This window comes from Pseudomonas corrugata (assembly GCF_001269905.1).
Taxonomy (GTDB): Bacteria; Pseudomonadota; Gammaproteobacteria; order Pseudomonadales; family Pseudomonadaceae; genus Aquipseudomonas; species Aquipseudomonas corrugata.
On record NZ_LHVK01000027.1, the window covers coordinates 22094 to 34694 of the forward strand.

12 protein-coding genes and 2 pseudogenes are annotated in these 12601 nt (G+C 60.2%); 10 read left to right on the forward strand and 4 right to left on the reverse strand.

Features of this window, described 5'->3' with window-relative positions; translation table 11 throughout:
• Positions 1-94: 94 nt before the first annotated feature.
• From AD665_RS28035 to AD665_RS24890, 5 genes are all read left to right on the forward strand, one after another.
• Entirely contained in the window at positions 95-850 is a 756-nt protein-coding gene (locus tag AD665_RS28035; protein WP_024780690.1) for a TPM domain-containing protein, read from the forward strand.
• Between the two features lie 28 nt (positions 851-878).
• Entirely contained in the window at positions 879-1496 is a 618-nt protein-coding gene (locus tag AD665_RS24875) for a TPM domain-containing protein (RefSeq protein ID WP_024780691.1), read from the forward strand.
• A gap of 234 nt (positions 1497-1730) precedes the next feature.
• Complete coding sequence (locus AD665_RS24880) at positions 1731-2948, forward strand: class I SAM-dependent methyltransferase (RefSeq protein ID WP_024780692.1); 1218 nt, start codon at positions 1731-1733, stop codon at positions 2946-2948.
• Between the two features lie 221 nt (positions 2949-3169).
• The gene (locus AD665_RS24885) at positions 3170-3751 is read left to right on the forward strand and encodes a DJ-1/PfpI family protein (protein WP_053194271.1); all 582 of its coding nucleotides are present in this window, start codon (positions 3170-3172) and stop codon (positions 3749-3751) included.
• Positions 3752-3822: 71 nt separating this feature from the next.
• Positions 3823-4167, forward strand: coding sequence for a YegP family protein (locus AD665_RS24890; RefSeq protein ID WP_024780693.1), 345 nt, complete (start codon positions 3823-3825; stop codon positions 4165-4167).
• A 94-nt stretch (positions 4168-4261) separates the two neighbouring features.
• On the opposite strand, the gene AD665_RS24895 is transcribed toward AD665_RS24890, so the two are convergent.
• Positions 4262-5281 (reverse strand): DUF4917 family protein, encoded by a 1020-nt coding sequence (locus AD665_RS24895; RefSeq protein ID WP_053194272.1) that lies wholly within the window; start codon positions 5279-5281, stop codon positions 4262-4264.
• A 141-nt stretch (positions 5282-5422) separates the two neighbouring features.
• Here AD665_RS24895 and yiaY point away from each other — a divergent pair, with 141 nt between their 5' ends.
• The gene (gene yiaY / locus AD665_RS24900; protein ID WP_024780695.1) at positions 5423-6571 is read left to right on the forward strand and encodes an L-threonine dehydrogenase; all 1149 of its coding nucleotides are present in this window, start codon (positions 5423-5425) and stop codon (positions 6569-6571) included.
• Between the two features lie 89 nt (positions 6572-6660).
• Here yiaY and AD665_RS27190 read toward each other — a convergent pair.
• Both AD665_RS27190 and AD665_RS24910 read right to left on the reverse strand, forming a co-directional pair.
• A pseudogene (locus AD665_RS27190) lies at positions 6661-6986 on the reverse strand (MFS transporter); the annotation flags it as partial.
• 12 nt (positions 6987-6998) lie between these two features.
• The gene (locus AD665_RS24910; RefSeq protein ID WP_024780697.1) at positions 6999-8234 is read right to left on the reverse strand and encodes an aminotransferase class I/II-fold pyridoxal phosphate-dependent enzyme; all 1236 of its coding nucleotides are present in this window, start codon (positions 8232-8234) and stop codon (positions 6999-7001) included.
• Between the two features lie 309 nt (positions 8235-8543).
• Here AD665_RS24910 and fos point away from each other — a divergent pair, with 309 nt between their 5' ends.
• From fos to AD665_RS24935, 4 genes are all read left to right on the forward strand, one after another.
• Positions 8544-8960 carry a fosfomycin resistance glutathione transferase gene (gene fos, locus AD665_RS24915; protein WP_024780698.1) on the forward strand — a complete coding sequence of 139 codons (417 nt, stop codon included), beginning with the start codon at positions 8544-8546 and terminating at the stop codon, positions 8958-8960.
• A gap of 155 nt (positions 8961-9115) precedes the next feature.
• On the forward strand, positions 9116-10465 hold the full coding sequence (locus AD665_RS24920; RefSeq protein WP_024780699.1) for a sensor domain-containing protein: 1350 nt from the start codon (positions 9116-9118) through the stop codon (positions 10463-10465).
• 326 nt (positions 10466-10791) lie between these two features.
• Positions 10792-11295, forward strand: coding sequence for a DUF4142 domain-containing protein (locus tag AD665_RS24930; protein ID WP_024780702.1), 504 nt, complete (start codon positions 10792-10794; stop codon positions 11293-11295).
• Positions 11296-11368: 73 nt separating this feature from the next.
• Complete coding sequence (locus tag AD665_RS24935) at positions 11369-12277, forward strand: SDR family oxidoreductase (RefSeq protein WP_053194274.1); 909 nt, start codon at positions 11369-11371, stop codon at positions 12275-12277.
• Between the two features lie 70 nt (positions 12278-12347).
• Here the strand turns inward: AD665_RS24935 and AD665_RS27195 are convergent.
• Positions 12348-12601, reverse strand: a pseudogene (locus AD665_RS27195) (IS3 family transposase); the annotation flags it as partial.

The window sequence follows — 12601 nt, forward strand, 5'->3', positions numbered from 1 at the left end:
GAGCGGGCTTGCTCGCGAAGGCGGCAGCACATCCAATAATGTTGCCCGCTGACCCACCGCTTTCGCGAGCAAGCCCGCTCCCACAGAGGTTCCAATGCGTGTGTTGAAATTTGGCCTGGTGCTGTTGCTCTGGGTGTTTGCAGTCACGGCCCAGGCCGAGTTGAAGTTTCCGGCGCTGACCGGGCGGGTGGTGGACACCGCCCAACTGCTCCAGCCAACGGTGCGCGATCAGCTGGACGCGCAGCTCAAGGCCCACGAGCAGGCGACCGGCGAGCAGGTGGTCGTTGTCACGCTGCCGGACCTGCAAGGTTCCAGCATCGAAGACTTCGGCTATCAGTTGGGGCGCCACTGGGGCATCGGGCAGAAGGACAAGAATAACGGCGCACTGTTGATCGTGGCCCGGGACGACCGGAAACTGCGGATCGAAGTGGGCTACGGCCTGGAAGATCGCCTGACCGATGCCCAGAGTTCGGTGATTATCAACCAGATCATCACTCCGGCCTTCAAGACCGGCAACTTCAACAAAGGTATCAGTGACGGCGTGGCGGCGATGCTGGTGGTGCTGGGGGGCAGCCCACTGGAAGCGCCGGCCGCTGCATACGCTTCAGGCGAGCAGGAGGAGGGTGACTTCGTCTCGCGTCATCCGTGGACGTTCGTGATGCTGGTGATGCTGTTCATCGTCACGATCATGGTCGGCCAGGTGCTGGGGATCCTGCCTGCCGGACGGGGCGGCTCCAGCGGCTCGAGCGGGGGCGGCTTTGGCGGCGGCGGTTTCGGCGGTGGCGGGGGGGGCGGTTTCAGCGGTGGCGGTGGCAGTTTCGGGGGCGGCGGTTCGTCGGGCGGCTGGTGACAATAATAATGAGCAGGCACTTTTAACCATGGCATTACTGACTGAACACGAACAACGCAAGGTGGCCGAAGCCATCGCCCGGGTCGAGCGGGACACTGACGCCGAACTGGTCACGGTGCTCGCGGCACGTGCCGACGACTATGCTTACATCCCGTTGCTATGGGCCAGCCTGCTGGCCCTGGTGGTGCCGGGGGTGCTGTATTACCTGTCGGGCTGGTTGACCATGCACAGCCTGCTGCTGGTGCAATGGATCAGTTTCATCGTGCTGTGCCTGGTGTTTCGCATTCCGAAGGTCACCACCCACCTGATCCCTCGCTCGGTGCGCCACTGGCGGGCTTCCAACCTGGCTCGCCGACAGTTTCTCGAACAGAACCTGCACCACACCGTGGGCAGTACCGGAATGCTGATCTTTGTCAGCGAGGCCGAGCGTTACGTGGAGATCCTGGTGGACGAGGGTATTTCCAAACGCCTCGACAACCGGAACTGGGATGCCATTGTCGCGGCCTTCACCGAGCAGGTCCGCCAGGGGCAGACGTTGCAAGGCTTCGTGACCTGCATCGAAGCCTGCGGCGAATTGCTCAAGACGCATGTCCCGGTGACTCATGAGCGCAATGAGCTGCCGAACCGGTTGGTGGTGCTGGGCTAGAACCTGCCGGCGGAACACATTGGGGGAGGAAACTGTGGGGAACCTGTGGGAGCAAGGCTTGCCCGCGATGAAGGCGCCTCGGTCCCAGGGTAGGCTGCGGCGATAACTTCATCGCGGGCAAGCCTTGCTCCCACAGATAAATCCCCTCGCTACAAGAATTCCCCGTGCCCTGACACTTCATTCCTCTTAAAATACCCACCACTCCCGATCCGTCCGTCCCGAGGCCGCTTTTTCATGTCCGTCACTGCAACTCCCGCCCGTCCCGCGCCGGATCATCACGCCCAGTTCATTGAATTGCTGCAGGCCAGCCTCGAACAGAACGCGTTCATCAAACTGGTGCTGGCCAGGCATGTCGGCGACGAAGCGGACCTCCAACGACTGATCATCAAGCAGCTGACGGTCAAGGAGCAGCCTTGCCTGTCCTTCGTCTATCGTTACAAAACCCGCGACATCACCAAGAATTTCCCTCTGGCCGAGGGCGTGGCGGCCATCGCTGCGTTGTTGCCGACGTCTTTCAAGAACGCACATTTGCTGGCGGTCACCGACGAGGCGCAGCTGGAATACAGTAAAAAAGGCAAGTCTTCACTGTTCAGGAGCAAGCCCCAGCAATTGCGCGAAGTACCCTCGGTGGAACACAACCGTGAGAAAAACCGCTTCCTCGACCTGAGCCGACCGTTCCTGGCCGACCTGGGCGTGACCAACCACAAGCACGAGCTGATCCCGGCCATGTCGCGCAAGTGGAAGCAGATCAACAAGTTCATTGAGGTCTTCAGCCATGCGTTGACTTCCTCGCCTCTTGCCCTGGACAAACCGGTGCGGGTGTCGGACTTCGGTTCGGGCAAGGGCTACCTGACCTTCGCCATTCATGACTACCTGCGCAACACCCTGCAGGCCGAAGGCGTGGTGACCGGCGTCGAGTTGCGCGAGGACATGGTCCGGCTGTGCAACGAAGCCGCCGCGCGCCTGGAACACCCGGGCCTGAGCTTCCAGCACGGCGATGTGCGCAGCGTGGCGCCGGGCGCGGTGGACGTGATGATCGCCTTGCATGCCTGCGACATCGCCACCGACTATGCGATCCACATGGGCATTCGCTCGGGCGCTTCGATCATCATGTGCTCGCCGTGCTGCCACAAGCAGATCCGCTTGCAGATCCAGAGCCCGGCGCTGCTCAAGCCGATGTTGCAATATGGCCTGCACCTTGGCCAACAGGCGGAAATGGTCACCGACAGCCTGCGGGCGCTGTTCCTGGAAGCCTGTGGCTACGAAACCAAGGTGTTCGAGTTCATTTCCCTGGAACACACCAACAAGAACAAGATGATCCTGGCGGTCAAACGCGCCACGCCGGTCGATCCGGCCGAACTGCTGGCGAAGATCAAGGAACTGAAGGCGTTCTACCACATCAGCGAGCACTGCCTCGAAACGCTGCTGCGGGCGGACGGTTATCTCGCCTGAAGCGGGACAGATGCAACGCCGTGGGAGCATAGCTTGCTCGCGATGAACGACGACTCAATTGTTTTGCTGAACCTAGGCGCTGAATCGCAAGCAAGCTTTGCTCCCACAGAGCAACATTCGACCTCCATCGTCGTGCAGCCCGTCAGATGACGGGTAAAGCCTCCCCCACCGGACTACCTTTAATGCGTTCACCCCTCACGCATTCCAAAGGAGTCCAACCCATGGCCGCTAAGAAAATCCTGATGCTGGTCGGCGATTATGTCGAAGACTATGAAGTGATGGTGCCGTTCCAGGCCCTGCAGATGGTCGGCCATACCGTGCACGCGGTGTGCCCTGACAAGACCGCCGGGCAGACCGTGCGCACGGCTATCCACGACTTCGAAGGCGACCAGACCTACAGCGAGAAACCGGGCCACCTGTTTACCCTTAATCATGACTTTTTCGGTGTCGGCGTGGCTGACTATGACGCGCTGCTGATCCCCGGCGGGCGGGCGCCGGAGTACCTGCGCCTGAATGAAAAAGTCTTGCAACTGGTGCGCGATTTCGACGTGGCCGGCAAGCCGATCGCTGCGGTGTGTCACGGCGCGCAAGTGCTGGCGGCGGCGGGCATTCTGGAAGGGCGTGAATGCAGCGCTTATCCGGCCTGTGCCCCGGAAGTACGCCTGGCGGGCGGGACCTTTATCGACATACCGGTGAGCGAAGGTCATGTCCAGGGCAACCTGGCGACCGCACCGGCCTGGCCTGCTCATCCGAACTGGCTGGCGGGATTCCTGACGTTGTTGGGCACGGCCATCACTCTGTAGCGGGATCGACTGGCAGAGCCGGCGGGGCAGGTCTTTACTCTTGAGGCTCTTGACCTTTCAAGGAAATGATCATGTCCGGATGGTACGAAATCAGCAAAAACAGCAGTGGCCAGTTTCGGTTCGTGCTCAAGGCCGCCAACGCCGAAACGATCCTGACCAGCGAGTTGTACACCAGCCGCAGCGGTGCCGATGGTGGCATCGCCGCGGTGCAGAAGAACTGCCCGCTGGCCGAGCGTTATGAGCTCAAGGACACCAGGGATGGCCATCCCTACTTCAATCTCAAGGCCGCCAACCATGAGGTGATTGGCAGCAGCGAAGCCTATTCATCGGAGGCCGCCCGGGACAAGGGTATTGCCAGTGTCAAGGCGAACGGGCCGACCACGATGATCAAGGACAAGACCCTGTTGGCAATGTAGGAGCTGCCGCAGGCTGCGAGCTTTTGCTTTTGATATTCCACCCAGGATTCAATTGATTGTGGAAGGATCGCAGCCTCGTCTCACTCGGCAGCTCCTACACCTCCACCGGTACCGACAGCTTCGGATCGCCCAACGGATGGTTCTTGGCATCGAAGAACCGCAGCTCGATGTCCAACCCTTGGAACAGCTTGGCGTAGTGGCGCTTCTGGTGCTGGATGAATGCCTGGCTGCGGGGGTAGATCGAAATGGCCATGAGGCGGGGTTTCGCCTGGTGCAGGGCGCGGATGATGTGCTGGTCCTGCTCGCCCAGGGCGTGGCCGAACAGACACAGGTTGTCGCCATGGTGCAGCAGTTGGTCGTAGCAGAATGACAGGTAGTCGGAACTGCGGATGGTCTTGAGCTTGTCCTTGCTCGGGCCTTCATTGACGAACAACGGTACGTCGTCGAGGGTCTTGAGGGTGTTGTTGATGGCGAAATTGCCCAGCAGCGTGCCTTCGGTGGATGTGAGCTTACGCGCCGTGCCGTCCTGGTTGCGCACCAGGTGAAGACCGCCGTGCAGATACAACAGGCGCGGTTTGTCCGTGGTCACTTGGCTCAGATCGAAACTGTGGTCGGCGCCAGTGAACAGATCGGTAAGGGGTTGTGGCCCATGCTGGATCGCCCAGTGGTTGAGCAGGTCGTAGTTGGTGGTGAACACCGTGGCATACCGGCTCAACTCCTGGTTCAGCGTCGTCAGGGTCGACGGCTGCACCAGTCGCCATGGGATATGCACCGCGTGCACGGTGTTGATCAATGCTTCCTTGATCGCGTAGTAGCGATTGCGCGGAGCGGCTGAGCTGACGGCGAGGGCCTTGTTGACGCGGCTGGTGGTTTTCAGTGCACCGAGTACCTGTTCGAAGCTGCGGGTCTGCAGCGCGTCGAACACGCTCAGCTCCGACGGCGTCAGGGGTTTTTCCTCGACGGTGCGGGCGTTTTCGAACAGCGAGTCGTAGCTGAAATCATCCCATACGGCGCGGCTGGCACCATTGCCCACCAGCAACCCGCTGAAGGGAGTATGGGCGCGCAGGGTCTCCCAATCTTCAAGCCGGGCGTCGTATTCCTGGAAGTCGGTCATTGGAAAGTCATCTCAAAACGTGGCAAGGGCAGGGCGCGACTTTATCACGACCGACTCTTGAGCCAGATCAAGGAACGGCGTGACTGACTGGTCAATCCTGTATGCCCGTGCCTATCCGGCCTCTTTCAGGAGCGTGTCCCCATGAGTAGCACTTTTTTCATTCCCGCCGTGAACGTCATGGGGCTGGGTTGCCTTGACGAAGCCATGACCGCCATTCGCAACTATGGTTTTCGCAAAGCCCTGATCGTGACCGACACGGGGCTCGCCAAGGCCGGTGTTGCGGGCAAGGTGGCCGACCTGCTGGCGCAGCAGGACATCGAATCGGTGATTTTCGACGGTGCCAAGCCCAACCCGAGCATCGCAAACGTCGAGAATGGCCTGGGATTGTTGAAGGAAAGCCGATGCGACTTCGTCGTGTCGCTGGGCGGCGGTTCGCCCCATGATTGCGCAAAGGGCATTGCCCTGTGCGCCACCAATGGCGGGCAGATCCGCGACTACGAGGGTGTCGACCGGTCGGGCAAGCCGCAATTGCCGCTGATTGCCATCAATACCACTGCCGGTACCGCCAGTGAGATGACTCGCTTTTGCATCATCACCGACGAATCGCGCCATGTGAAAATGGCGATTGTCGACCGCAACGTGACGCCGCTCATGTCGGTCAACGACCCGGCGTTGATGGTGGCAATGCCCAAGGGGCTGACGGCTGCGACGGGCATGGATGCGCTGACCCACGCGGTCGAGGCTTATGTGTCCACGGCCGCCACCCCGATCACCGACGCCTGTGCCCTGAAAGCCATCACCTTGATCAGCAATAACCTGCGGCTGGCGGTGCGTGACGGTAACGATCTGGCGGCACGGGAGAACATGGCCTACGCGCAGTTTCTAGCCGGGATGGCATTCAACAATGCTTCGCTGGGTTTCGTGCATGCCATGGCCCACCAGTTGGGTGGTTTCTATGATTTGCCCCACGGCGTGTGCAACGCGGTGCTGTTGCCCCATGTGCAGAGCTTCAATGCCTCGGTGTGCGCCACACGCCTGACCGATGTGGGCCGTGCCATGGGTGTCGATACGCTCCGATCCAGCCCGGAAGAAGGCGCCCAGGCCGCCATCGCCGCGATCGTCAGCCTGGCCCGGGACGTGGAGATTCCGGCCGGCTTGCGTGAGTTGGGCGTGCGCCTCGTTGACGTGCCGGTGCTGGCCGCCAACGCTCTGAAGGACGCTTGCGGCCTGACCAACCCGCGGGCGGCGGATCAACGGCAGATCGAGGAAATTTTCCGCAACGCGTTTTAAAGACCCCGGGGCGGCATGGCCTTCACGCAGGCCATGGCCGCCACCGCCAACAACGTGCACAACGTCGCCAACGGCCAGGCCTGTTGACTCGATATACCGATGCCCTGGATCAACCTGAACGCCAGGAACCCCTCTACCGAGGTACCAAACGGCAGGGCCAGGTTGCCCAGCCCGTACAGCCCCAATAATGCCGCCAGCAAGACCGGTTTACGCCCCAGGCGTTCGCTCAGGCTGCCCTATGCCAACATGGGCAGCGCCATGCCGATCAGGTAAACCGACAGGCCCGAGGACACCCGGGACGCATCGGCCACAAGACCCCGGGCAATATCAGGCAGTGCGGGTAAGTAGACGCTCATTCCCGGTTGTGCCAGGAAAACAGAGTGCAAGTGACGATCAGGGTGTACGGCTTTATCATCGAGGACTCAAGTCAGGGGCGGATATCGCGCCCGTGGGCCTGCAGCAGGTTGGTGATCTGTTCGCAAAAAGCCCGGATCACGCTCGTTTCCATGTCAGCACGCAGGGTTATGCGTATGGCCGCCTTGTCTTGTGGTACCGCGGGGAAAAACACTGCCGAAGTGAAGTACCCCAGTTCAGCCAGCTCAACCGCCAGGCGGCTGGCCAGGGCGGCTTCACCACAGGGCACCAGGCGTATCGCCATCGGGTTGCCGTGTTGTTCGGTACGGACAAGGTTGTCGAAGAAGCGGATATTAGCCTGCAAACGTTCCTGTAACGAGACCAGCTCCCGGCTGCGATGCAGGCGGATTGAGGCCATGCCGGCCCCAATGGCCGCTGCGTTCAAACTCTGGGACCAGTTGCTCGGTCCACCGTAACGTTGCACCAGTGTCTTATGCCGTTCGCTGCCGAACATGACCAACCCGCCACTGGCACCGAACGATTTGGCCAGTGAGGCGACGATCAGGGTGCGCTCGTCTACGGCGGGAAGACGCGGGCGAACCAGCCCCGCACCGCATTTCCCGACGGTGGACAACGCGTGGGAGTCATCCAGGTACAGGAACAGACCGTACCGCTGTTTGAGAAACAGCAGGCTGTCCAGGTCCGCCATGCCGCCCATGCTGTAGGCACCGTCAGTCACATAGGTGACGTTGCGCTCTCGTTTGCACAGGTCCTCGATGAAGTCCATGTCGTTGTGCGGACAGGTGATGACCCGGGTTTCATCGGCGCAGGCGGTCTTGAAGTAGTTCATCGAAGAGTGGGCACGCTTGTCGAACACCATGACAGGGGGACGATTGCCCGTCAGCGCACCGCTGGCCAGCAGCGGCAGGATTCCGGCGCTGGCCGCGCTGCAGGACAGGGCACTCAGGCAGCTGGCGCCGAACAGTTCCGACAGTTGGGTTTCGTACTGCGCCAGGATCGCCAATTTGCAGCGACTCTTCGAGTCGGCGACACGCAGGGTTCCGGTGTCCCAGAGTGCAGTCATGGCGCCATCCAGCACGGCGGGATGATAGTCCAGGCCCAGATAGGACGTTGTACAGAAGTGATGAAGGGTACGGCCGTACTGGTCGACGAGAACGTTGGGTGTCTTGACCTCGACGTTGAGCCCCGAGATTTTTCCGGCTTCGGCGCACTGCCAGTCCTGATCTGCGAGGGATATGACCTTTCGGTAGTTGGTGAAACGATGGGTAGGTTGCGCGATCTGGTTCATGGTGCAATTACATTCCTTGGTTGAGAGGTGCTGTCCGTGGGTTGTTTCAATATCTGTGTGTTTCCGGACTTTACAGACCACCGCACAGGGCTTTGAATCGGCTGTTTCCGGCGTATTTGAGGGCTGCCGGAGTCTTCCGTGTAGGACCTTGCCTATGGACGTGGACGGGAAATCCCTTCGGGGGAGTCGGAGCATGCCGGGTTTATCTGGATGTTCCCGGATCCGCTGCGTTTTCCTTGGCTTGGGCCGCTGTCAAGGCATAGGCAAACGGGCGTAACATCCACTTCTTTTTACGGAGGTCGCCTGTCGATGCTCTCAGGCCTCAATCACTTGACCTTGGCGGTCACCGATCTGGATCGAAGCGTCGAGTTCTATCGCGAGTTGTTGCAACTGCGTCTCGAGGCACTGTGGGAAGGCGGGGCATATCTGTCCCTGCCCGGATTGTGGTTGTGCCTGTCTGTCGATCCTCAACGTAAAACCGAACCCGGGGCGGACTACACCCATTACGCATTCGGCCTGGCAGCCGAACACTTTCCGGTGCTGGTGGCACGACTGAGCGCAGCGCAGGTAACGTCATGGCGGGACAACCGCAGCGAAGGTGATTCGTTTTATTTTCTCGACCCGGACGGGCATAAGCTTGAAATTCATGTGGGGGACCTCGCGTCCCGGCTGGAGGCCTGCCGAAAGGCTCCTTATGCCGCAATGGCGTTCTTCACGACGCCGTGATCGACCGGCTGTCATACCGACTAGCAAATAGATGGCCTATTGCAATCAATTTCTCGGGTGACCTGATTGCCTGCGCTATTCTCTGTTTTATCGTGGGTGTACGTCCGATCACCCAATTCGTCCACCGCTGCATTCTCCGGATGGCTTCCAGCTCCATGGATACTCGAGATTCCGCGCCGCTGGCCAGCTACATAGACCTTTTGCTGGACGCCGTGTGTGCCGTCGACGGCCAGGGGTGTTTCGTATTTGTCAGTGCCGCCTGCGAACGCATTTTTGGTTATACCCCCCAGGAGCTGATCGGTCGGCCGATGATCGAACTGGTTCACCCTGGCGACCGCCAGCGTACCCTCGAGGCGGCGCGGGAGATCATGGACGGCGAGCCCAAGCTCAACTTCGAGAATCGCTACCTGCGCAAGGACGGTCGGGTGGCGCATATCCTGTGGTCTGCGCGTTGGTCAGAAATTGATCAATTGCGCATTGCCGTGGCCCGTGACATTACCGAACGCAAACAGGCCGAGTCCCGACAGGCAGCGCTGTATGCCATTTCCGAAGCGGCCCATGTCGCGGCGGATCTGCTGGCGTTGTTCAAGCGTATCCACCTGATTATTGGCGAATGGTTGCCGGCGCTGAACTTCTCGGTGGCGCTGTACGATGAACAATGCGCTCAATTGAATTTTGCCTATCACGTCGACGATCAGGAGCAGCAACCCGAACTGCCGGGGACAATCACCGGGCGCTTGTGCACCGAGGTGATCCGAAGTGGTCAGCCGATCTTGCTGGCATCTGATTGCAATCCACTGCCACCGGTTTTTTTCGACATCGTGGCGCAGCCGGGCGCGCCGTGCTGGCTGGGTGTGCCGCTGAACTCGCAAAACGGCACGATTGGCGCGCTGATCCTCAAGAGTGCTCAGGATAATGAGCGCTACACCGAGGAGGACATGGAGTTGCTGCAGTACGTCTGTGCGCAGATCACCATCGCCATCGAGCGCCAGCAATTGCACGCTCGCTTGCAGCGTATGGCGCAATACGACCAACTGACCCAGGTAGCGAATCGCGAGTTGCTGCGTGAACGGTTCAAAGCCGCACTGGCGAGTGCCCGCACAGCGTCAGGGCGCATGGCATTGCTGTATATCGACCTGGACCGCTTTAAACAGGTCAACGACACTTATGGTCACAGCGTCGGTGACATGTTGTTGCAAGCAGTGGCCAGTCGGCTCCAGGGCTGTGTACGTGATTCCGACACAGTCGCGCGTATTGGCGGCGATGAGTTCGTAGTGTTGCTCCATAGCATCCAGGCTCTGGAAGATGCCCAGGGCGTGCAGGAAAAAATCCGTCAGGCGCTGACCCAGCCATTGCGCCTGGATGGACACTGGCTGAGCATCGAACCGAGCATCGGCGTGGCCTGTTTCCCAGACCATGGTGTCGAAGACGTGGCGCTGTTCCGTCACGCCGACGAAGCGATGTACGCCGCCAAGCGTCAGAATCACAGAGTCCTTGGCACCTGATTGCACGTCACCGTTCGTCGTGGCGCTGCTTGTTTATTCAAACCTTGCGCCCCTGATTCTTTCGAATGTCAGGCGGGCCCTGCTCGCCAACATCCACGCATCTGGAGGGCCAGACCATGCCGGATTTACGCCACATTCATCCCGCAAACTTCGCCCACGATCGAACCAAGGTGTCCGAAGCGGGTCGCAAAAGTGGGAGAACCACCATCATGACCGTCGACAAGCCCCCATTGAAAGCCGAAATCGGTCGCTGAGCAGTCATTGGTGGTTCTGATTCAGAGGCAGGGAGACCTGCCCGAACTTTTTATTACGAGGAGGGCGCGACCATGAGCCGGATGGCCACCTTTTTTCGCACCACCAGTCTCGTTGTGCTGATGGGCCTGGGTGCCAACAGTGCCTGGGCCCAATCGCCTGCCGAATTCATCAACGATGCCTCCGCCAAAGGCATGGCCGATATCGAGGCCAGTCGCATGGCCCACGGCAAAGCCGAATCCAGGGAGGTAAAGGACTACACCATCATGGTGATCAACGACCGCACCACCGCCAATCAGCATCTGGCAAAGATTGCGAAAAAACTCGACTTGCCTGTCGCTCCGCGGGAGGAAGTCGCTGACAAAGCCAAGACTATGATTCCGCAGATGCAGGAAGGCGAGTCGTTCGAAGCCGCTTATGCCGCTAGCCAGGTCAAGGCCACCGAGGAAGCCATCGCGCAGATCGAGCAGGAGGCCCAGACCACCGAAGTGCCGGAAATCAAAGCGTTTGCCGATGAAACCCTGCCTAAATTGCAGACCCACCTGGAAATGGCGAGGGCGCTGCAGGCCAGTCGCTGATCGTGGCACGTCCTATCTTCAGGGCCGGGGCATTCGCCCCCGGCTTGTCTTGCCCGCTGAAAGGAGAACCTCGATGTCAACACGCCGAGACCCCAACCAATACGCGATGCAGAACCCGCTGACCCAATATCCTCGCCCGCCTTTTCCCGACCAGCCGCAATCGCCGCCTGGCATCGATCAGGAGATGGTGCCCAAGCCCGATCATGGTGAAAAAAGCTATCAAGGCTTCGGCCGTCTGGAGGGTCGCAAGGCGCTGGTGACCGGCGGCGACTCGGGTATCGGCCGCGCGGCAGCTATTGCCTACGCCCGGGAGGGGGCTGACGTGGCCATCAATTACCTGCCCAGCGAAGAGCGTGACGCTCGGCAAGTCATCGAACTGATCGAAGCCGAAGGCCGCAAGGCCATTGCGATTCCCGGTGATCTCAAGGACGAAGCCTTCTGCGTCCAGTTGGTGAGGAGCGCCCACGAGCAATTGGGGGGCTTGGATATCCTGGTGAACGTTGCCGGTAAGCAGGAGGCGCAAAAGGACATCGCCGATATCACCACCGCGCAATTCGATGACACCATGAAAACCAACATCTACGCGATGTTCTGGATCTGCAAGGCCGCGGTGCCGCTGATGCCGGCAGGGGCAACGGTCATCAATACCGCCTCGATCCAGTCTTACGATCCGTCCGCGACGCTGCTGGACTACGCCACCACCAAGGCTGCCATCGTGGCATTCACCAAGGCATTGGCGGGGCAGGTGATCAGAAAGGGCATCCGTGTCAACGCCGTGGCGCCCGGACCGATCTGGACGGTGCTGCAACCCAGCGGCGGACAACCCCAGGAGAAAATTCCTACCTTTGGCTCCCAGGTGCCGATGAAGCGTCCCGGACAGCCGGCCGAATGTGCGCCGTTGTATGTGCTGTTGGCGTCTCAGGAGTCGAGCTACATCACTGGCGAAGTCTTCGGTGTGACGGGGGGTAATCCGCTGCCTTGAGGCTCGTTCAGGATGTTCAGGATGCGCGAGCGGCGGCGTTTTTCAAGGTAGTTGTCGCGTCACCGTCTAACTATGCTGCTCTTTTCTCGGCCTGCTGCTCTCGATCCGGATTCAGCAGCACCGTGCCTATCGGCTCCCAGTTCCGTGTTCGTCCAGACCAGCGTTCCGGGCTTTTCTTTCGGGCTTGCTCGTACAGTTCATGACGTTGAGCCAGGATCTGTTGATCCTGCCCTCGATGCCGCTCCGCCGGGGTCACGAAGCGGATCCGGCTATGCCGGTGTTCGTGGTTGTACCAACGCATGAAATCCCTGACCCAGATGCGTG